The following is a 22,186-nucleotide window of genomic DNA, read 5'->3' as shown; positions in this document are numbered from 1 at the left end:
GTCCAATTTTAGTTTTTGCTTATTTTTTTCATTTCAATACTTACATTTTCAATATTTTGTTTAGAATCTTTATCCCTTTTCTTTAACCAGAATGGCATTTGAAATATTCCTACAACGGTTCCAAGTCCATAGGCTATATGAAGCATAGGAAAAATAAATGGCAAAATTAATTCGCTAAGATGTTTCTTTGCTGAAATAACAGCTGTAATAGTCATAACAAGGTCAGCTAAGAGATAGGTTATTCCAAGAATATATAAAGGCAGCTTTAAAATTCCAAATCCACATACTGTACCTATTATATTTAATGCTACACAACCTATTATTGCTAATACAAAACAAAATGGCACAAAATGAAAAACAGAAAGACATTTTGGACAAACTCCAAGAGTTAAGCCTATCCATCTGCCGTTTCCGAATTTCTGTGCCAGCATTTTTTTAAGTGTTGTTCTTGTGTGCTGATATGAGATTATATCAGGAGAAAGACAAAATTTATATCCAGCCTGACGCATACGGTAATGTAGCTCGTTGTCTTCTGTTCTGCCAAGAGTTTCATCAAAGCCGCCAACATTTTCAAAGACTTCTCTCCTATATGCGGCATGAAACATAGAATCTACATATTGTTTTTTGTTGCTTTCTCTGCGATATGAAGCTATTGAGCTGCCAAACATAGAGCTTTCTGCGAGAAGTAAGGTTTCTTTCATTGGCGTAGGGTCTATTATAATATTAGGTCTTGAACCCCCACTTATATTTTCGCCACTTTCAATAACATTTATATTTTTTTCAATAAAATCTTTTGGAATAGATGCGTGAGCGTCTACTCTGATTATAACATCACCAATAGCTTTTTTAAGAGCAGTGTTCCAGCCTGATGCCTGTGAACGCTTATTGTTTTCAAGAATATCTATGCTTATATAATTTTTGCTGTTTGAATTGGCAAACTGCTCCATTATTTTCTGGGTGTTATCCTCTGAGCGTGAATTAACAAGAACTATTTGAGTAAGCTTATGAGGATATGTCTGATAGAGAATATCCGAAAGTATACCAGAAATTGTATTTTCTTCATTATACGCAATTACACAGATTGAAACCGTAAGACTCATTGTTTTTCTCCTGATTTATCCCAAAGATAGGGAGGATATTTTTATTATTCAGTTAGCGTAAGTTTAGATAAAAAGTTAAAGGTTTTATTCAAAGTGGAGTGCCTCCGCTGTCAAGACGCGTTCTACTTTTTTGTTATATTCCGGAAGATGTTTTTTGTCTTTATAAGATATATCAATGGTGCTTTCTAAAAGCAAAGTATTAAGTTTTCGTTAAGAATCAGTACAAAAAGCTATATAGCTTATAACTTCAATAAATTTTTGATTTTACTTTTATTTATAAAATCAGCCTAATTTAATTGATATTGTTTGAATTATACTATTATTTATAATTGCTTGTCAAATGATGAAGAAAAAATCTTGCAGTAATAAAATTGATATGTTAAAATCTATCAGAAAGGGGATTTTGTATGGCTCTTTTAAGAATAGATAAAATTCTGTCATCACAAGAGATTGCAAGTCGAAAAGAAATAAAAATGCTTATAAAGCAAGGAAGAATAAAGGTTGATGGGAAAATTGTTGCAAGGTCTGAAGATAAATTTGACCCAGAAAATTGCGAAATTACTCTTGATGATGAACCAATTCTATATAAGCGTTACATATATATAATGTTAAATAAGCCAAAAGGAGTTGTTTCGGCAAGCAGAGATAGTAGAGAAAAGACTGTGCTTGACCTGCTTCCACCTGAACTCAGACGCAAAGATTTATTTCCTGCGGGTAGGCTTGACAGAAACACAGAGGGTTTGCTGATAATTACAGATGACGGCGAATTTTCGCATAAGCTGCTTGCACCGAAAAGCCATGTCAATAAGCTATATGAAGCGGTTGTTGACAGAAAGCTTGCAGAGAATGATGTTGAAAAATTTAGGGCAGGTATAAGCGAGGGCGGAGATGATTTTCTACCGGCAGATATGAAGATTATTGGTAAAAATACTGCTCTTGTAGAAATTTGTGAGGGCAAGTTTCATCAGATTAAGAGAATGTTTCATGCAGTTGGGACTGAGGTTTTAGAGCTTAAAAGACTTAGAATTGGTGGTCTTTTGCTTGATGATAAGCTTTCGTCTGGAGAAGCAAGAGAACTTTCTTCAGAAGAAATTAATCAAGCTTTGAGCAGAGAAAAGATTCTTTAGGATATTTTAATTTTAAGTCATTAGAATATAAAAAATGGTTCTAAAAATAATATTATACAAATTGTACAAAAGCAACTATGCAGTTAGTACAAAAAGACAGCCTTTTTTTTGTTTTTGGGCAATATACATAAACTGAACATCTTAGATTTAGTAAAAAAATGAATACCATTCTTTTTGCAAATCTGTTATTATATTATTATTGAATTAAATCGGGTTACCCACAGGAGGAAGCAAATTATGGCAAGTTTATCACTAAGAAATGTATATAAGGTTTATGACGGTAATGTTGTAGCTGTTAGCGACTTCAACCTCGAAATCGAAGATAAAGAATTTATTATCTTTGTTGGACCTTCAGGCTGTGGTAAGTCAACTACTCTCCGTATGATTGCAGGTCTTGAAGAAATCAGTAAGGGCGAGCTTTATATCGGTGATGTCCTTTCTAATGACATCTCACCTAAGGACAGAGATATTGCAATGGTTTTCCAGAACTACGCTCTTTATCCTCATATGACTGTTTTTGATAACATGGCTTTCGGTCTTAAGCTCAGAAAGACTCCAAAGGAAGAAATGAGAAGAAGAGTTGAAGAGGCTGCTCGTATTCTTGATATTTCTCACCTTCTCGAAAGAAAGCCAAAGGCTCTTTCAGGTGGTCAGAGACAGCGTGTTGCTCTTGGTCGTGCTATCGTTCGTGACCCTAAGGTCTTCCTCCTTGATGAACCGCTTTCAAACCTCGATGCTAAGCTCCGTACTCAGATGAGAACAGAGATTTCTAAGCTTCATAAGAGACTTGGCACAACATTTATCTATGTTACACATGATCAGACAGAGGCTATGACAATGGGTGATAGAATCGTTGTTATGAAGGACGGCTTCATTCAGCAGGTTGATACACCACAAAACCTCTATGAGAAGCCATGCAACCTCTTCGTTGCAGGATTTATGGGTGCTCCTCAAATGAACTTCATCAATGCTACTATCGTAAGAGCAGGTGAAGATTACGGTATTTCATTTGGTAAGTATACTATTACTCTTCCAGAGTCTAAGAATAAGAACAACATTCTTTCTAAGTTTGTTGGCAGAGATGTTATTCTCGGTATCCGTCCAGAAGATGTTCACGATGACCCAGAGTTCCTCGAGAGAGCAACTGACATCATCGAGGCACAGGTTGAAGTTACAGAACTTATGGGTGCTGAAATCTATGTTTATATGACAATCGAGGGCGAATCTGCTATTGCTCGTGTTGACCCATCATCTACTGCTGAAGCAGGCGAGCCAATCGAAATCGCATTCGATGTTGAGAAAATCCATATCTTCGATAAGGAAACAGAGAGAACTATCACAAACTGATAATTATTTTCTGAATAATATAAAAGGCAGAGGCTTAGGCTTCTGCCTTTTTTGTATTGAAAATTTTTTTCTTGACATAGTGTGTGATATACAGTATAATAATTACACACAATAAGGTGTGAGGTGAAGCATATGAATCATGATGAGATAGTTTCAGGTCTTATTTTAGAATTAAGACGAGGAACATTGATACTTTTAGTTCTTAGTCAGCTAAAAGAACCAATGTATGGATATAACCTTGTCAAAAAACTTCAGGATAATGGTATACCTATTGAAGCAAATACACTTTATCCTTTAATGAGGCGTCTTGAATCTCAAGGTCTGCTAAAAAGTGAGTGGGAAACAAGTGAAGCAAAGCCGAGAAAATACTATAAGATAACTGATGATGGTTTGATTGTACTTGAGAGAGTAGTTAATCATTGGAATAACTTTTCACAAAATGTTAATAGATTATTGGAGGATAATAATGAAAAATGATTTGATTGAAAGATATATCTATGCGGTTACTAAAAGACTGCCACAAAAGGTTCAAAAAGATATTTCTGACGAACTTAGAACACTGATTGACGATATGTTAGTGGAACGCTGTGGAGAGCTTGTTCCAGAAGAAAAGGATATAAGAGTTGTTCTTACAGAGCTTGGAACACCCGAAGAACTTTATGAAAAATACAATCCAGACAATAAAAAATGTTTGATAGGTTCTCCGTATTACTCTACTTATAAATATGTACTTAAAATCGTTATGATTTGTACAATCTTTGGAATTATTCTTGCTAATATAATTTCAGGAATTTTTGATTTTTCAAAAAGTAATAGTATAGAAAATATAGTATCGTCATCTGCAACTTTTATTGCATCTTTAATTACAAATTTAATTATAAGTGTTGGAGTAGCATTTGGTTTTGTAACAGCACTTTTCGCATTTTTCTACCATAAGGATATTAAAATTGATACAACAAGCAATTTGGATAGCTTACCTTCTGTCCCTAAGAAAAATGAAAAAATATCAAAAGTAGACTCAATTATTAGTATTGGAATATCAGTGATATTCTTAGTTGTATTTCTTACTGCACCACAGATTTTCTGCATTGTTATGTATAATGAATTTATTCCGATTTTTAATCTTGAAACAATTAGGCAAACTTGGTATATAATTGTTATGTTTAGTGTTGTCGGAATTATAAGAGATGTAGTTAGGCTGATAGAAGGAAGATACAGTAAAAAGGTTATGATAATAACCATAATAGCAAATGTTAGTTCAGCATTATTAGCAATTTGGTGGCTTGCAGATGATAAGATTATAAATCCGAATATTTCTAAAAGTATGACAAGTCTTTTTGATGAGAATGGTCAATTTATGAGTAATATTTTCTCGAACTTTCAAGACTTCTTCTTAACAATTATAATTTTTGCGTTTATGCTGGATATGTTGGTTACAGTTTTTAAGTGTTTGAAAAGTAAGGAGAAATAATATGGCAACAGTTTATTTTGTAAGGCACGCACAGCCAGAATTTTCTTGGGCAGATGACAAGACCAGACCACTTACGAATGAGGGAATTGCCGACAGTGAAAAAGTTTGTGAGGCTTTAAAAGATGTTAAATTGACCTATGCAATATCAAGTCCGTATAAAAGGAGTATTGACACAATAAAGCATTGTGCGGAAAGTCATGGCTTGAAGATTGATACAGACGAACGCTTTAGAGAGCGTGAAAAAGGCTTTAACGGTAATAATCTTGGAATGTTCCGAAAGAGATGGGAGGATTTTGACTACCACGAAGAAGGTGGAGAATCGCTTAGAAGTGTTCAGGAAAGAAACATTTCAGCCTTATTTGAGCTTTTAGACAGTCACCCAAAAGATACAATAATTCTTGGTACACATGGGACAGCTTTAAGTACAATTTTGAATTATTTTGACCATAGCTATAATTGTGATAGTTTTTTAAGAATGATTGACTTTATGCCGTATGTTATAAGATTAGATTTTGATGGCAGAGAATGTGTTAAAAAAGAAGAAATTCTTATTGTTGAAAAAGAATTTAAAGGAAATAAGAAATAATAAAAAGCACTTTGAACTAATTTTTAGCTCAAAGTGCTTTAACATTGTTTTTTTAAAGATTTTGTTACGCACCAAAAAGATTCTTAAATAAAGCGATTCCTGCATCTGTTGCAGTAATGACTATCCAGACAATGATTATAAACAAGACTATTGAGGCTAATCTTACCCAAAAACGCTTTCTTGGGCTCATATCTTGGTCTAAATCATCAATTTTTATGTCTTCAGGAACAGTTAGTGTATTATCCTCAGGCTTCATTGCACCTATTCCTATCAGAACATCGCAAGCGTGGTTATATGCGGCAAGAGGCACAATAATATTATTTTCGCCAAGGTCACCCTCGTTAAGAATTTTCATATTAACATTGCCCTCGGCTTCTTTAATTACACAAGGGATACCCTCACTTTCTAAAGCGGATTTTATACGCTCAAGCTCAAAACCGCCCGTTGTTATTATGCAGACGGGTGATTCTCCGGCGGGCTTTTCAATAAGATTTTTGCCACATTTCTGGCACTTATCGTTTTCAGTGTCAAATATTTTTTTACAGCGTGAACAATATTTTATCATAAATTTCAGGACTTAGTTGTCCTAAACCACCTTTCAATATTATTAAAGCTAATAAAAAATATTATAATCTATTACACTATACTTGTCAAATTAACTCGAATATGTCTTAAAATACTATGAAGTTGCACAAACTAAGGTGTGTAACTTTGGTAAAAATAACACAAAAATTTGATTTTGGGTAAAAACTTAGGAAAAATTATTGCAAAGTTGTAAGAATTGTGGTATATTTAACCTAAATTGAAATTGTGCTTATAACTTGATAGGTATAATTTCAATAATACAAAAAATTTCTAATATTTTAATTAGGAGGAAATTACAATGAAAATGAATAAGAAAGCATTAAGCATTCTTCTTGCAGGTGCAACAGTAGCTTCTGTAGTTGTTGCTTCAACAGCTTCAGCATCAGCTGTTTATGAAGATTTTGAAACAGAGGGCGCTACATATGGCGTTATCGGCGATTTCAATACCTGGGAAGGCGATGTAGCTCTTACAGATGAAGATGGCGACGGTCTTTACACAGCAACCGTATCAGTTCCTGTTCCTGAAGAGGGTGCAAGTTCTACTTATAAGGTTCGTGCAAACGGCGGTTGGGATTATAGCTGGGGTGCAGCTAATGCAGATGGTGTTACAGCTAATAGCCAGGACAACTGCTCTTTCACAGAAGACCAATATGGTAAGGATGTAACAGTTTACTTTGATACTCGTACAGGTAAGGGCGGTGTTGACACATGGTATGTTGGCACAGAAGAGCCAGCAGCTCCAGCTCCTATACCTTCAGAGCCTTCAGAGTCTTCAGAGGAGCCTTCAGTTCCAGAAGTTCCAGCTGGTAAGTATGCAGAAGCATATAAGAAAGCAGCTGAGCAGCTCGGCGAAGAAAACCTCCCTAAGTATTATTTCTTCGATAATAGCGAATCAAAGTGGACTAAAGTTGGTGCTTACTGGTGGACTCCTGAAGAGAACGCAACATGGCCAGGACAGGAAGCTATCCAGATTGAAGGTACAGATGTTTGGGCTGTCGAGTATAATGCCGAAACAACAAAGATTATCTTCAATAACCTCGTTCCTGATAAGGATGCAGAAGGAAATGTAGCTTATTCTCCAGAGAATCCAAAGGCTCAGACAACTGACGTTAAGGTTGATGCAACAGCAAACGCTGGCAACATCTATATTCCAAATATAGAATCTGCAGAGGCTAAGGAAGATGGTGCTGCTATTACATATAAGGAAGGTAACTGGGTAGTATTCGATGCTTCTGGTGAGCCTTCAGTTGTACCAGAGCCAAGCGAAGAACCAAGCACTCCTGCTCCAACAACTCCAACAGACAACTCTAAGCAGCCTGCAACTCCTTCAAACGCTGGTAAGGACGGTAAGAATGGCGTAAATACAGGCGATTCTGCAACACCTATTGCTCTTGCAGCAGTATTTGCAGCAGCAGCTCTTACAGCAGTTGTTCTTACAAAGAAGAAGGTTTCTTCTAAGTAATTTATAAATCAAATATAATTTGAGCCTCCGCCATAAAAAGCGGAGGCTTTTTATTTATGTAGGGGCGGATTTATTCCGCCCTCTTTGATTTATGAGGTTTTATATTCCGTATTCGGAACATGCACCAAGTTTTTGCTCAATTCGTAAAAGTCTGTTATATTTTGCAACTCTTTCACTTCGGCAAGGAGCGCCTGTTTTAATCTGACCAGCGTTTATGGCAACTGCTAAGTCTGCAATAGTATAATCTTCTGTTTCACCTGAACGATGGGAAATTACAGTGGTATAACCAGCTTTTTTAGCAGTTTCTATGGCATCAAGAGTTTCGGTAAGAGTGCCAATCTGATTCATCTTGATAAGAATTGAATTTCCTGCATCAAGCTCTATGCCAGTTTTTAAACGCTCTGTATTTGTTACGAAAAGGTCATCACCGACAAGTTGAATTTTATTTCCAAGCTGTTTCGTAATATGAGTCCAGCCTTTCCAATCGTGTTCACTTAGAGGGTCTTCAATAGAAATTATCGGATATTTTTCAGAGAGCTCTCCGAAATATTCTGAAACATTTTCACTTGAAAGTATAGTGCCACGCTTTGGAAGTTTGTAACTGCCCTCGGCATACCATTCGCTTGCGGCAGCATCAAGTGCAATTTTTACAGTATCAGTTGAATATCCTGCCTCTTGGATAGCCTCACATATGAGTTTGAGAGCCTCTTCATCGCTTTCAAGGTTTGGGGCATAACCACCCTCGTCACCAACACCAGTTGAGCCTCCACGTTCTTTGATTACTTTGCCAAGAGTATGATAAATTTCACAGCATATTCTAAGGCCATGAGAAAAACAGTCCGCTCCAACAGGCATAATCATAAATTCTTGAATATCTATATTATTAGACGCATGAGCACCACCGTTCAAAATATTCATCATAGGAACAGGTAATTTATAACTATTTACACCGCCTATATAGCGGAAAAGTGGAATATCAATGAAATTTGCGGCAGCTTTAGCTGTTGCAAGAGAAACTGCAAGAATAGCATTAGCACCAAGATGGCTTTTGTTTTCTGTACCATCTTCAGCATTAAGAACTTTGTCGATTGCTCTTTGATTAAGCGCATTCATTCCAATAATAGATTTTGAGATAAGAGTGTTAATATTCTCAACGGCAGTTAGAACACCCTTTCCGCCATATCTCATTTTATCATTATCACGAAGTTCGTGTGCCTCATAAACTCCAGTAGAAGCACCGCTTGGAACAGCAGCTCTGCCATATGAACCGTCTATAAGAGTAACTTCTGCCTCAACTGTTGGGTTTCCTCGTGAATCAATAATTTCTCTGCCACGAACATTTGAAATTGTAATTTCCATAATAATTCTCCCTTGTGTTTTTTAGATTATTTTGAGTAAATTCGGGAAAAATATTCATAAGCAGAGAAAATTAAAATAAAAATCCTTTTTGTTCTTCTTGTTGTGCAATAGCTTGCATTTCTGAAAAGCTTCTTGCGTCCTCAATTTCGATTTTATGTTTTATATTTTCTGGCAATGAACAAAAATATTCATAGCTTGAAAGGTCCGAGTCAAGTAAATCACTAAGACAAAGATATTCAGTCAAGAAATTCACCTCCTGAAATTATTATTAGTTTTTTATCTTAATATAAGTAGAGGTAATAGCTACCGTAAATTAAGGAGATTATTTAAAATTGAGCTTTGAATAATTTTTTGTATAAAGCAAGATGTTTTGGTTAAGATAATTGAGGACGACAAAAGCTTACCGAAAAAACGGTTCGGGCAGTCGTTTGAAATTATAATTTGAGGAGAATAAAAAATGGATTGTAATTGTCAGCCAAACAGATGTATTGAATGTACGGTAACACAATGTTCAAATCACTGCGAATCAGCTAATTATTGTTCTCTTGATACCATTAAGGTAGGTACTCACGAGAATAACCCAACAGTTAAGCAATGTACAGATTGTCTTTCTTTTGAGCCAAAGCATATGTAATCTAAGCTAAAAGCAAAACGCAGTAAAGCCAAACGAAAATTGACTTTACTGCGTTTTTTATTGATTTAAAAAGTTTTGCTCTCTGCGGAAAGCGATAAGGGCATTGTCATACGAGCATTTAAAAAGGTTTGAGTGGAACTTTTAATTGTCTTAATTACACTTCGACCATTCCAATATCGGTTATTCTTATTTCAGGAATTACTGGTAGTGCCATAAATGAAAGTGTTATAAATGGGTCGATATTTTTGTTTACACCTAAATTTCTTGCAGCAGATATTGTTTTATCAAGCTGTGAAATAAATTCATCTGTTGGAAGTACGCTCATCAATCCGCCGAAAATAAGTGGTAGTGATTCGATAACCTTTCCATTGCTTATAACAGTATATCCGCCTTTAATACGCTTTAGTTCTTCTACTGCAAGAAGCATATCGCTGTCATTATCTCCAACAACGATTATGTTATGTGAATCGTGTCCAACGGTTGTGGCAACTGCACCATTTTTTAGACCATAGCCTTTGATAAGACCTATTCCCATATTTCCTGTTGCGTGATGACGCTCTATTACTGCGATTTTCAGAAGCTCTCCATTTGCAAGCGCTTTTTGTGCATCAGTATATGTGTATTCAAGCTTTTTAGTGATAATCTGATTGTCGATAATTCCTATTACAGAATATTTATCACTTTTAGGAAGTTCAAGATTTGAAACTTTAATAGGTGCATAGTTTACTGAATTTAGCAGATATTCAGGGCAATTCAACTTTTGCTCAAAGTTCAATCTTTCAAACGGAATACCGTCTTTATAAACTTCCGTTATGCTGACATTTTCCATATCATCAAGTATAACTAAATCTGCCTTATATGATGGTGCAACTGCACCGATATGCTTTAAGCCATAGATTTTTGCGGCATTTATAGTTGCCATTTTGTATGCACTGATAGGGGAAAGTCCAAGTGCAATAGCTTTTTTTATATTACAGCGGATAGTACCTTCCTTGCAAACATCGCTTAGGTGTTTATCATCTGTACAGAAAGCCATATTATTAGTATCTATTGAATTATCAACAACACCACGAATTATATCTTCAAGATTTTTTGCAGCAGAACCTTCTCTTACAAGAATGGAAATCCCAAGCTTAAGCTTTTCTATTGCTTCATTAAATGAGGCTGATTCGTGGTCGGTCATAATTCCTGCGGCTTTATATGCTGAAAGGGAGTTTCCTGAAAGCATAGGCGAATGTCCATCTATTATGTAATTATCAAAGGCATCAAGCTTGTTCATAACATCTTCAGAACAGCCAAGTACACCTGGAACATTCATCATTTCACCAAGACCAAGAACACGAGGATTATTTTTAAGCTTGATAAGCTCATCAGCAGTTAAAACTGCACCGGTGTGTTCAAATGGTGTTGATGGCACACAGCTTGGTAACATAACAAAATAATTTATAGGTAGGTTTTCGGTCATTTCAAGTATACTTTCAAGAGCAGGCATATCGCCAACATTTCCTATTTCGTGAGGGTCGGTGATTATAGTTGTTGTGCCAAAACGAACCTCCTCACGAGCATAGGTGTTTGGCAGAACCATAGAAGATTCAACATGAACATGAGCATTTATAAATCCAGCGGAAACATATTTTCCGTCAAGATTTACTATTTCAAAGTTTTCTGAGCTTGGATATATCTCCGAATAATCTCCGATAGCGGCAATATAGCCATCTTTAATGAGAATATCTCCTGAATTTATCTTGCCTGTAAAAACATTTATAATTTTTCCGCCACGAAGTATGAGGTCTGGTTTGATTTCTCCCATAGCGGTTTTGATGAGTATTTGCCTGATTTGTGAAAATGGTTTTTTCTTCATTACTGACACTTCCTTTTTATAAAATATCTTTAAATTATTATACTATATAGTAACTTATGGCTTCAAGTATAAAAATAATATGTAAAATTCACCGAAGGTAATTGCGTTATTATGAATATATTACTATACGAATATGACATTTATAGATAAATAATAAAATGTTTAACAAAAATAAAAAAACGGCTTGAAATCTCGATTTAATATGATAGAATTATATGGTATGGCAAAAGTTCAGGCTTTAAAAAATGATTTTAGGAAAAGTTGTAGAAAGAAATGTAGTTTATCCAGATTTCATATATTTGCACGCTTTTTTGTTATATTGGGGGGGTTTAGCTTGGCAAAGTTAAAAAGGCTTTTATCAGCTATGTTATCAGCAACAATTTTATTAGGAGGTATAGCAATGACTGTTCCAAATACGGCATATGCTGCCGAAAAAAAATACTCTCACGAGCTTGATAAGCAGTATTATGACGGAAACGACCTTGGTGCTAACTATACCAAAGAAAAAACTACTTTCAAGGTATGGGCACCAAGTGCAGAAAAGGTATACCTTAAGCGTTATACAACAGGAAGTGACATCGAACAGGGTGCAAGAGTCATTTCTAATCTGAAAATGCTTAAAGGTGATAATGGTATTTGGTATTATACAGTTTTTGGAGATATTAAGAATACCTACTACACATATATTGTAACAACTGATGGCAAGGCTCAAGAAACCTGTGATATTTATGCCAAGGCTGTTGGCGTAAATGGTAATAGAGCTATGGTTGTTGACCTCGATTCGACAGACCCTGACGGCTGGGATAAGGACAAGCATATAACCTATGATTCTCCGACAGATACGGTTGTTTGGGAAGTTCATGTTCGTGATTTCTCTATAAGCCCTGATTCAGGTGTTACAGACGCTAATAAGGGTAAATATCTTGCATTTACAGAAAAAGGCACAACTCTTAATAGTCAAGGCGTTATTTCAACAGGTATAGATTACCTCAAAGAGCTTGGTGTAACTCATGTTCAGCTTTTGCCTGTTTTTGACTATGCAACTATTGACGAAACTCAGGACGGTGCTTTTAACTGGGGCTATGACCCAAAGAACTATAATGTTCCAGAAGGCTCATATTCTTCTGACCCTTATGACGGAAATGTTAGAATTAACGAGTTCAAGCAAATGATTAAGGCACTTCATGATGCTGGTATCGGTGTTATTATGGATGTCGTTTACAATCATACTTACACTGCAAAGGATAGCTCGTTCCAAAAGACAGTTCCTAATTACTATTATCGTATGAACAAAGACGGAACATTCAGTGATGCTTCAGGCTGTGGAAATGAAACCGCAAGTGAACACGCTATGTTCAGAAAATATATGATAGATTCTATTCTCTATTGGATTCAGGAATATCATATAGATGGTTTCCGCTTTGACCTTATGGGTGTACACGATGTAACAACAATGAATAAGATTCGTGAGGCTGTTGATAAGCTTGATGGTGGAAAGAAAATTATTCTCTATGGTGAGCCTTGGACAGGTGGCACTATTGGAACAAGTCAAGCTACTGCTGTTCAGAGTAATATAAATAAGCTTGATAACAGAATTGGTGCATTTAATGACAAAATTCGTGATGCAATTAAGGGCGATGTTTTTATTGCGGCTAATACTGGTTTTGTACAGCAGGGTACTAATGACAGTGATGTTATAGACAGCATACAGGCAAATAACACAAAGACTACTACTGGTGGTTGGGCAAATCAGCCTTCACAGTGTGTAAGCTATGTTTCAGCACATGATAATTATACTCTATATGATAAGCTTGTACTATCTGCAAGAACCGACCAAAACTTTACAGATAGAGATGATGAGCTTGTAGATATGAATAAGCTTACTGGTGCTATGTATATTACTTCACAGGGATTGACATTTATGCAGGCTGGTGAAGAATTTGCAAGAACTAAAAAAGGTGATGAAAATAGCTATAAATCGTCTACAAGCATAAATATGCTTAGTTGGTCCAATGTTGAAAAATATCGTGATTTGGTATCTTATTACAGCGGACTTATCGAAATCAAAAAGGCTTTCTCACCATTCAGAGATGCTACAACAGGCGCGTGTGAAAGAATGGTATTTGCTGAGAATAATAGCGATGGTTTAGTTGCATATACTCTCACAAATACAGAAAAGAAACTTAAATCTGAGTGGTCACAGGTCGCTCTTATATTCAATTCCTCAACTGAGGAAAAGGAAGTAACTCTCAAGGGTGATAAGCTTCCAAGCGAATGGACTATTATTGCAAATAAGACTTCAGCAGGTGTTAAGAGCCTTGGAACAGTAAAGGGCAATACAGTTAAGGTTGACGCAGGTTCAGCTTTGATTCTTGTTGATAAATCAAGCTTTGAGAAAATCAATCTCACAAGCGATAAGTGTAAGGTTACTATCGAATATAAAGATAAGGCAACAGATGAGCTTATAAGTTCTCAGGTTATTACTGGCAAAGAGGGAGGTAAGTTCACCACCTCAAAGGACGAATCCTTAAATCTTAGATATGATTTTGATAGCGTAAGTGGTAACGAGAGCGGAACATTTACAAAGGCTGACCAGACTGTAACTTATTACTATAATAAGTTTGATGGTGCAGTTGGCAAGGTTACTGTCAAGTATATGCGAGCAGGTGATGAAGCCTTTGGTATGGCTGCACAGGAAATAGCAAGCTCAGTTACTATTGAGGGCAGAGAAGGCACAGCTTATACAACAACAGTAAAGACTATTGATGGTTTTGAGCTTGACCTTGAAAAGCTTCCTGATAATACCGCAGGAACATTTACTGGTGAAGAGCTTGAAGTAGTTTATTACTATAAGACCAAAGAAGCTGACAAGCTTGTTATAAATTACTATAATAAAAATGGCTGGGAAAAAGTCGGTGCATATGTATTTACGCTTGATGACGATGATAAGCGTAATGTAATATCTGCAAAAAGCCCTGGTACAGAAATGAAAAAGAGCAGTGAAGATGGTTGGTATACTCTTACTATTGATGCAAGTGAAGCATATTGTATCTTCACAAATATGAAAGACCCTAAAAAAGGTATTAAAACTGATAAGAGTTCAACAGGCAAGGGCTATTCACTTCGTGGCACTTGCTGGGTTGATGGAGATAGTGTAATATATTCAGGAAAGGTTACTGCGGTTTATATTGGTGATGATGGAAAGGTATTAGATAAAAAGGTGATGACAGGCAAGGCTGACGGCACATCAAGCTACACAACAGAGGCTATGAAGTTTGATGATTATGAGCTTGTCAAAACACCAGCCAATGCTAACGGTGTCTATACTGAGAATGATATTTATGTAATTTATAATTATTCAGAAAAGTATAAGGTTCCGGGATTTGCAATGCCACTTGTTATTGGTTTGTCATCTGCGGCAGTAGTTTCCTTTGCGGGTGCTGTTATAGCTCTTATTTCTACAAGAAAACGCAAGGCAAAAAGAGGTTCTTAATTTTTTAAAATTAAATAGGTCATCGGAGGACTAACAATCGGAATTGTAAAGTCGATAAGATGTCGAGTGCGCTCGGTTATTGAAAAATAATCGAGCGTATTTTTTTATGGGAGGAAAAAATTTATGAAAATACAGCTTTCAGAGCATTTTACACTTAAAAAACTGTTGAAATTCGTATTTCCGTCAATAGTTATGATGATTTTTACATCAGTATATGGAGTTGTGGACGGAATATTCGTTTCAAATTTTGTAGGAAAGATACCTTTTGCGGCGGTCAACTTAATTATGCCGTTTTTGATGATTCTCGGTACATTAGGATTTATGATTGGTACAGGAGGAAGTGCCATAATTTCTAAAACTCTTGGTGAGGGTGATAAAGAAAAGGCAAATCAATATTTCTCTATGCTGATTTATGTAATTATAGTTTTGGGAGCGGTTTTGACAGCTTTAGGCTTAATTTTTATGCGACCTATCTCAATACTTCTTGGAGCAAATGGCGAAATGCTCGAAAATTGTGTTCTATATGGCAATTTGATTATAACTGCCTTAATTCCTTATATGCTTCTTAACTCATTTCAAAGTTTTTTTGTTGCGGCAGGAAAGCCACAGCTTGGACTTGGTGCAACTGTTGCCGCAGGCGTTACTAATATGGTTCTTGATTTCGTTTTTATAGTATTGTTTCAATGGGGTATAGCAGGTGCGGCAATAGCAACAGCTATAAGTCAGATTGTAGGTGGAGTAATTCCTCTATTTTACTTTTCGAGCAAGAATAGCAGTTCCTTGCATTTAGGCAAGACAAAAATGTATTGGAAGATTTTGTTGAAAACTTGTGCGAATGGCTCATCAGAGCTTATGACAAATCTTTCTATGTCAATAGTGAATATGCTCTATAACTATAAGCTTATGGAATATATAGGCGAGGACGGAGTTGCCGCATATGGAGTAATAATGTATGTAAACTTCATTTTTGTTTCAATTTTCCTTGGATATTCAATCGGAAGTGCTCCAATTGTCAGTTACCATTACGGTGCAAAAAATAATAGCGAATTGAAAAATCTTTTCCATAAGAGCTTGGGCTTTGTAAGTGTTGTGGGTGTTGTTTTGACGGTGCTTTCAATAAGTCTTTCAGGAGTTCTATCAAGCATATTTGTTGGCTATGACGCAAAACTTTTTGAAATTACACAGCATGGACTTATCATTTTCTCAATTTCTTATCTGATATGTGGTTTCAATATTTATGGCTCAGCATTTTTCACAGCCTTGAATAATGGTGCTATTTCAGCAACAATATCCTTTTTAAGAACGCTTTTGTTCCAGATAGCATCAGTTATGATTTTACCTTTGATACTCGGTCTTGACGGAATATGGCTTTCAATCACCTGTGCAGAGCTTTGTGCTTTAGTGGTTACAGTTATATTCCTTATAACAAATAGAAAGAAATATAATTATTAAGCATTTTTAGGACAATATAATTTTATGAGCTTGGGCTTGTGTTTAAGCCTATCTCTTTTACTACTTTTTTACTTAATATATGGCTGTTCTATTGTTAGTCTTTACAATTTTTTGGCGAAGATACTCCAAAACTTGATTTTTTTCGCAGTTAGTATTACAATATTAATTGGAAACGCCCCGTTTTGGGCGAAGTCTGTTTTTAAACAGATATTAAAAACTTCATAGAAAATTTAGGGGGATTATCAGTAATGAATTTTCATGGTAAGGACATCAAGATTTTCACTTGTAACTCTAACATTCCTGTCGCACAGCAGATAGCTGCTTGTCTTGGAATTCCTGTCGGCAAGTCCGATGTTTCAAGCTTCAGCGACGGCGAAATCGCTGTTTCACTTCATGAATCAGTAAGAGGTTCAGACTGCTTTATTGTTCAGTCAACATGTGCTCCTGTTAATGATAATATTATGGAGCTTCTTATTATGATTGACGCTATGCGTCGTGCTTCCGCAGCAAGAATTACAGCCGTTGTACCATATTTCGGCTATGCTCGTCAGGACAGAAAGTCTAAGCCTCGTGACCCAATCTCAGCAAAGCTTGTTGCTGACCTTATCACAACAGCGGGTGCTGACAGACTTCTTACTATGGACCTTCACGCTGCACAGATTCAAGGCTTCTTCAATATTCCTGTTGACCACCTCCTCGGTGCTCCTCTTCTTGCTAACTACTTCAAGAAGATGATTGGCGACAACCCAGATGATTATGTTGTTGTATCCCCCGACCTTGGTTCTGTTACAAGAGCAAGAAACTTTGCTACACGCCTTGGTTGCCCGATTGCTATTATTGATAAGCGTCGTCCAAGAGCAAATGTATGTGAAGTTATGAACATTATCGGTGATGTTAAGGGCAAGAAGGTTATTCTTGTTGATGATATGATTGATACAGCAGGTACACTCTGCAACGCTGCTAAGGCTACAATCGAGCTTGGCGGAGCTATTGAGGTTTATGCTGGTGCGACACATGGTGTTCTTTCTGGTCCTGCTATTGATAGAATTAAGGAAAGTCCAATCAAGGAGCTTATTCTTCTTGATACAATTCCTGTACCACAGGATAAGATGCTTGATAAGTTCACAATGCTCCCAGTTGCTCCTGTATTTGCAGAGGCTATCGAGAGAATTTATGAGGATAAGCCGGTTTCCTCTATCTCACTTTAATTTCTAAAGCTGCATAACATAAAACAAACTTTAGGGAATCCTTCTTTAGGGTTCCCTAAGTTTATAATTAGAGATAAATTTCTTGATTATTGATTAGCGAAAGTCAGGTGATATAAATGAAAGTTGTTGATATAAGAAATGTTTTTGAGAAAAGACGGATTCAGCTTTTTTATGTTGACGATGATTTTATATATTACGCAGAAGAAAAGCTTCAGGGCGAGCTTAGTAATCTCTATATACTCGAATATAATCGTGATACTCGCAGAGAAAGGCTGGTTACAAACTATACCCTTGAGGATTCATCTTTTGTACAGCATATTTTTGCATTTGAAGAAACAATACTTCTTGTGCTTGAAAACGGTTCAAGCAGTATATGGGTAGTTGAGCTTGATAGACGCAGTGGAATGGAACTTAGTCGCAGAAAGCTGAATTTTACGGGAAGATTTTACGAATGTAAGGCAATAGATGCAAATAATATTATCTTTACAGCTGCACCTGATGAAAAAAGCAAAGGTTTCTTTAAGCAGTATAAGGCTTTGACAAAATGTGATACACTTGCTTATATCTACGATATAGAACAGGATAAGAAATCATTTATACGCTGTCCTCTGATTTCAAAAGTTGGTTGCGATAGCTTATTTACAGTTAAGACCACTGAGGGCAATAAGCTAATTATTCTCGACCCTTGGGGTGATGAAGAAACAAAGCTATATTATTTCAGGGAACAAAGATGGATTAGTGCGGATATTCGTGATAACATATGGATTTGCGATTTGGATTCTGCTTTGCTTGAACTTAAAAATGGCAAGGAAAACCTGACGGTTCGCTGTGTTGCAAGTGCTGATATTAAAGGCATGGTGCGTTATGCCGCAATAACTGATAAAAAGCTATATATGAAGGCTACACACTTTAAATCGGGTGTTGAAAAAATATGCTCATATGATTTTGAAAGCAAAAAAATAGAGGCTCTCGCAGAGCTTCTGCCCTGTGAAGATAATGAAACATACTATGTTGAAAATCGTACAGGTCAAACATACAAACTCACCATTGATGAGGATAAAACTCTTGTTGAAAGTATGATGAGTGACTTTAAGGGGAAGTATAAAACAGCCTTTGGCAAGTTTGTTGCTTGTATAGAAAACCGCTTTATCATTACAAGTAGTGATAATAAAGCTATTTATATTATAGATACAAAATCAGGCACAGAAAATAAATATGATTGCAAATGCGAAATCTATGGCAGCACTTTAGTTTTATATTGAAATAAGGATTATATAGGAGTGTGAATTATGGCTAATATTGAAACATATTATTTGGTCGATTTTGAAAATGTTAATGAAAAAGGCTTAGAATCTTCTGATGAGTTAGGAGAGCATGACCACATATATATTTTTTATACTAAAAATACCCCTAAAATCAGTATGGAAGTACTTTCTAAAATTAATAAGGCAAAGTTACATTTTTATAATATTCCCGTAGGAAAGCAATCATTAGATATGAGCCTTGTTACTGTTCTTGGCTATTTGATTGGAAAGAATGGTAGTAATTGCAGATATGTAATTGTAAGCAAGGATAATGACTATAAACAAAGCATTCTTTTGCTAAAAAAATTAAGTTCTAAGGATATTAAACAGCAAGTTAGTATAAATTCAACATCAAAAAATAATTCGACACAAAAATCTGTTAAAGAGGTTAAAAAAATCACCACCTTGTCAAAGAGTAATTCAACCAAGGAATCAGTATCAAGTACTATTGAAAAACATAAAAGCACAGATAATTCACAAAAGAGAGTACAGCTTAATCTTGAGGTACAGAAAGCAATAAAAGATGCTCATTATCCTCTAATTATAAACGAAGTGGCATCAATAGTCGTAAAGCACTATGATGAAAGACTTTTTGCAGATAATGTATATCAAGAACTCAAAGAAACTTATGCTTATGATTATTTAGGGATATATAATATTGTTAAACCAATAATCAAAAAGTTTTCAAAAAAATAACTTTAAATCAATAAAATTTATGTTATATTATGTTTGCTTTTGAAAAAGTAATTAGAAATCAATATTTAATTCGCATAAAACCCTTGCATATATCGAAATTATATGTTAAAATTATTAACAAGAATAGGAATTGTAAAAGAGTGGGGCGACCCGCTCTTTTATCGTGTTTAAGGACTTTTACTTAGAGGAGGAGCGTATGGCAGAGAAAAAACAGGGAAATACAGTTTCAGTCGTCTGGGATTTGGCAAAGCCTATCGCCGAAAAACTTGGTCTTAACCTTTGGGATGTTCGTTTTCAAAAGGAAGGTGCTGTCTGGTATCTTAGAATCTTTATCGACAAGCCAAGCGGTGTTACCATAGATGATTGCGAGGCTATGAGCCGAGCAATAGACGAACCGCTCGATAAGCTCGACCCGATAGAGCAGAATTACTGTCTTGAGGTTTCTTCACCAGGAATAGAGCGTGACCTTATTCGTGATGAGCATTTTGAAGAATTTCTCGGTGCTCCGATAATGATTAAGCTTATTCGTCCAAACGAAAATGGTGTTCGTGAGCTTAAAGGCACACTTATAGCACACGATAAGGATAGCGTAACTCTTATGCTTGATGGCAACGAAAAAACAACTATTCAAAAGAAAAATACGGTCTATATAAAGTTAGATGACTTTTTAATATAATTGGAGGTTATTGGAAAATGAATACAGAGCTTTTTGAAGCATTGAAGCTTCTCGAAAAGGAAAAGGGAATACCTGTTGAATATATGCTTTCTCAAATTGAGAAGTCTATACTTGTTGCCTGTAAGAGTGCTTACGGCGGAAACAACGATGCAAGAGTCGAGATGGACCCAGAAAAGGGCAAATTCGATGTTTACTTAAATAAGGAAGTTGTTGAAGAAGTTTTCGACCCTGATTATGAGATTTCACTCCAAGATGCTCGTGCTATTAACGCAAAGGCTCAGCTTGAAGATAAAGTCGGCGTAAAGCTTGACCCTAAGCAATTTGGCAGAATAGCTGTTCAGGTTGCAAGAAACACAATTCGTCAAGGTATTCGTGACGGTGAGAAGAGCCAAGTTCTTGTTGAGTTCCAGAGCAAGGTTCAGGAAATCGTTTCTGCACAGGTTGAAAGAGTTGACCCTAAAACAGGCAATGCTACAATCCGTATAGGAAAGGCAGAGGCTGTTCTTCCAAGAGGCGAGCAGGTTGCTGGAGAGGTTATTCACGAAGGCGATACAATCAAGGTTTATGTTGCAGATGTTAAGAACACAGAAAAAGGACCTCGTGTTATCATTTCAAGAACTCACCCTGACTTTGTTAAGCGTCTTTTTGAGAAAGAAGTTCCTGAAATTTATGATGGTATCGTTGAGATTAAATCTGTTTCAAGAGAAGCTGGCTCAAGAACAAAGATTGCTGTATTCAGCCGTGATGAGAATGTTGACCCAAGAGGAGCTTGTATCGGACCTCGTGGCGTAAGAGTAGGGGCAATCGTAAATGAGCTTGCCGGCGAAAAGATAGATGTTGTTGAATATAGCGAAGACCCAGTTAAGTTTATTGCTGCTGCATTGTCACCTGCTGAAGTTGTTAAGGTAGAGGTTGACCCTAACGGCGAAAAGGTATGCAAGGCAACTGTTCCTGATAGTCAGCTTTCACTTGCAATCGGTAATAAGGGACAGAATGCAAGACTTGCAGCAAAGCTTACAGGCTGGAAGATTGATATTCGCCCAGAAAGCGGTTTCTTTGGTGAGGACGAGGAAGATACTTCCGACAAAAAGGAAGAGTATATCGGTGACGGTTTAGAATAATTATTAAAAGCATAAAGCTCCTATAAGGGGTTTGAAAAATTGAATGGCAATGTTCCCAAAATAAAGGATAGAAAGGCGGCGAAGAAAAGAAAAATGCGACAAAAGAAAGTACCTTTAAGAAAATGCATAGGCTGTGGAGAAATGAAGGAAAAGAAAGAGCTTGTGCGAATTGTAAAAGCTCCTGATTTAAAGGACGAAAATGGCGAGGTTATTCAAGCAGGTGAGATTTCAGTAGATTTTATTGGAAAAAAGCCTGGTCGAGGTGCATATATTTGCCGCAGCAACGCCTGCCTTGCCTCCGCGAAAAAAGCAAGACGGCTTGAAAGAGCTTTCTCATGCAAGATTTCGGAAGAAATATATAACAAGCTCGAGGAGGAATTTTCTGGTGAATGAAAAAATTCTATCGTTTCTTGGTTTGGCGAGGCGAGCAGGTCGACTTTCACTTGGTTTCGACCCTGCGGTTGATGCTATGATTCACGGAAGGTCAAGACTGCTGCTCTTGTGCAATGATTTATCAGAACGCTCAAGAAGTAAAATTCTGAAAATCGTAGAACGCACAAAAACCGAGACTATCTCGTTAAATATATCTATGAATGAGGTCGGAATGGCGATAGGAAAGACCTCGGGCATTATTTCAGTAGATGATGAGGGCTTTGCAAAAAAGCTCGTTATGCTTTGCAATGATATGACAGGAGGAAATTGAT

At 36.3% G+C, this 22,186-nt stretch carries 21 protein-coding genes; 16 read left to right on the top strand and 5 right to left on the bottom strand.

Annotated features, from left to right (window positions below; genetic code table 11):
- Positions 1-8: 8 nt before the first annotated feature.
- Positions 9-1,100 (bottom strand): glycosyltransferase family 2 protein, encoded by a 1,092-nt coding sequence (locus tag C9914_RS02540; RefSeq protein ID WP_106763114.1) that lies wholly within the window; start codon positions 1,098-1,100, stop codon positions 9-11.
- A 407-nt stretch (positions 1,101-1,507) separates the two neighbouring features.
- Here C9914_RS02540 and C9914_RS02535 point away from each other — a divergent pair, with 407 nt between their 5' ends.
- From C9914_RS02535 to C9914_RS02515, 5 genes are all read left to right on the top strand, one after another.
- Complete coding sequence (locus C9914_RS02535) at positions 1,508-2,227, top strand: pseudouridine synthase (protein WP_022265239.1); 720 nt, start codon at positions 1,508-1,510, stop codon at positions 2,225-2,227.
- A 237-nt stretch (positions 2,228-2,464) separates the two neighbouring features.
- Entirely contained in the window at positions 2,465-3,574 is a 1,110-nt protein-coding gene (locus C9914_RS02530; protein ID WP_106763112.1) for an ABC transporter ATP-binding protein, read from the top strand.
- A gap of 132 nt (positions 3,575-3,706) precedes the next feature.
- Positions 3,707-4,051, top strand: a complete 345-nt coding sequence (locus tag C9914_RS02525) for a PadR family transcriptional regulator (protein ID WP_022265237.1) — start codon at positions 3,707-3,709, stop codon at positions 4,049-4,051.
- Positions 4,041-5,045: a hypothetical protein gene (locus tag C9914_RS02520; RefSeq protein WP_242972036.1), complete on the top strand. Its 1,005-nt coding sequence runs from the start codon at positions 4,041-4,043 to the stop codon at positions 5,043-5,045. The genes C9914_RS02525 and C9914_RS02520 overlap by 11 nt, the downstream gene beginning before the upstream one ends.
- Position 5,046: 1 nt before the next feature.
- Positions 5,047-5,631 (top strand): histidine phosphatase family protein, encoded by a 585-nt coding sequence (locus tag C9914_RS02515; RefSeq protein WP_106763111.1) that lies wholly within the window; start codon positions 5,047-5,049, stop codon positions 5,629-5,631.
- A 64-nt stretch (positions 5,632-5,695) separates the two neighbouring features.
- On the opposite strand, the gene C9914_RS02510 is transcribed toward C9914_RS02515, so the two are convergent.
- Positions 5,696-6,196, bottom strand: coding sequence for a putative signal transducing protein (locus C9914_RS02510; RefSeq protein ID WP_022265234.1), 501 nt, complete (start codon positions 6,194-6,196; stop codon positions 5,696-5,698).
- A 318-nt stretch (positions 6,197-6,514) separates the two neighbouring features.
- On the opposite strand from C9914_RS02510, the gene C9914_RS02505 reads away from it, so the two are divergent.
- Positions 6,515-7,678, top strand: coding sequence for a starch-binding protein (locus C9914_RS02505; RefSeq protein WP_106763109.1), 1,164 nt, complete (start codon positions 6,515-6,517; stop codon positions 7,676-7,678).
- A 99-nt stretch (positions 7,679-7,777) separates the two neighbouring features.
- Here the strand turns inward: C9914_RS02505 and eno are convergent, their stop codons facing one another.
- Both eno and C9914_RS11465 read right to left on the bottom strand, forming a co-directional pair.
- Positions 7,778-9,037 (bottom strand): phosphopyruvate hydratase, encoded by a 1,260-nt coding sequence (gene eno, locus C9914_RS02500; RefSeq protein ID WP_106763107.1) that lies wholly within the window; start codon positions 9,035-9,037, stop codon positions 7,778-7,780.
- Between the two features lie 70 nt (positions 9,038-9,107).
- Positions 9,108-9,281 (bottom strand): hypothetical protein, encoded by a 174-nt coding sequence (locus C9914_RS11465; protein ID WP_158707316.1) that lies wholly within the window; start codon positions 9,279-9,281, stop codon positions 9,108-9,110.
- A gap of 213 nt (positions 9,282-9,494) precedes the next feature.
- On the opposite strand from C9914_RS11465, the gene C9914_RS02495 reads away from it, so the two are divergent.
- Entirely contained in the window at positions 9,495-9,671 is a 177-nt protein-coding gene (locus C9914_RS02495; RefSeq protein ID WP_022265230.1) for a DUF1540 domain-containing protein, read from the top strand.
- 154 nt (positions 9,672-9,825) lie between these two features.
- Here C9914_RS02495 and ade read toward each other — a convergent pair whose 3' ends face one another.
- A complete protein-coding gene (gene ade, locus C9914_RS02490; RefSeq protein ID WP_106763105.1) occupies positions 9,826-11,532 on the bottom strand; it encodes an adenine deaminase in 1,707 nt (568 codons plus the stop codon).
- A 334-nt stretch (positions 11,533-11,866) separates the two neighbouring features.
- Here ade and pulA point away from each other — a divergent pair, with 334 nt between their 5' ends.
- The 9 genes from pulA (at position 11,867) to C9914_RS02445 (ending at position 22,185) form a co-directional block, all read left to right on the top strand.
- Entirely contained in the window at positions 11,867-15,025 is a 3,159-nt protein-coding gene (gene pulA / locus C9914_RS02485) for a type I pullulanase (RefSeq protein ID WP_158707315.1), read from the top strand.
- 123 nt (positions 15,026-15,148) lie between these two features.
- Positions 15,149-16,477 (top strand): MATE family efflux transporter, encoded by a 1,329-nt coding sequence (locus tag C9914_RS02480; RefSeq protein ID WP_106763102.1) that lies wholly within the window; start codon positions 15,149-15,151, stop codon positions 16,475-16,477.
- Positions 16,478-16,725: 248 nt separating this feature from the next.
- On the top strand, positions 16,726-17,685 hold the full coding sequence (locus tag C9914_RS02475) for a ribose-phosphate diphosphokinase (RefSeq protein WP_022265226.1): 960 nt from the start codon (positions 16,726-16,728) through the stop codon (positions 17,683-17,685).
- Positions 17,686-17,801: 116 nt separating this feature from the next.
- Complete coding sequence (locus C9914_RS02470) at positions 17,802-18,947, top strand: hypothetical protein (RefSeq protein ID WP_106763100.1); 1,146 nt, start codon at positions 17,802-17,804, stop codon at positions 18,945-18,947.
- A gap of 27 nt (positions 18,948-18,974) precedes the next feature.
- Positions 18,975-19,685, top strand: a complete 711-nt coding sequence (locus tag C9914_RS02465) for a PIN domain-containing protein (RefSeq protein WP_022265224.1) — start codon at positions 18,975-18,977, stop codon at positions 19,683-19,685.
- Positions 19,686-19,881: 196 nt separating this feature from the next.
- Positions 19,882-20,361: a ribosome maturation factor RimP gene (locus C9914_RS02460; RefSeq protein WP_106763098.1), complete on the top strand. Its 480-nt coding sequence runs from the start codon at positions 19,882-19,884 to the stop codon at positions 20,359-20,361.
- A gap of 17 nt (positions 20,362-20,378) precedes the next feature.
- On the top strand, positions 20,379-21,482 hold the full coding sequence (gene nusA / locus C9914_RS02455; protein ID WP_106763096.1) for a transcription termination factor NusA: 1,104 nt from the start codon (positions 20,379-20,381) through the stop codon (positions 21,480-21,482).
- Positions 21,483-21,575: 93 nt separating this feature from the next.
- Complete coding sequence (gene rnpM, locus C9914_RS02450) at positions 21,576-21,875, top strand: RNase P modulator RnpM (RefSeq protein WP_106763267.1); 300 nt, start codon at positions 21,576-21,578, stop codon at positions 21,873-21,875.
- Positions 21,868-22,185, top strand: coding sequence for a L7Ae/L30e/S12e/Gadd45 family ribosomal protein (locus C9914_RS02445; protein WP_022265220.1), 318 nt, complete (start codon positions 21,868-21,870; stop codon positions 22,183-22,185). Before rnpM ends, C9914_RS02445 begins: the two co-directional genes overlap by 8 nt.
- Position 22,186 lies beyond the last annotated feature (1 nt).

Source organism: Pseudoruminococcus massiliensis, from assembly GCF_900291955.1.
Lineage (GTDB): Bacteria > Bacillota > Clostridia > Oscillospirales > Acutalibacteraceae > Pseudoruminococcus > Pseudoruminococcus massiliensis.
The sequence above is the reverse complement of the archived record's forward strand: the minus strand, read 5'-3'. Positions and strand labels throughout refer to the sequence as shown.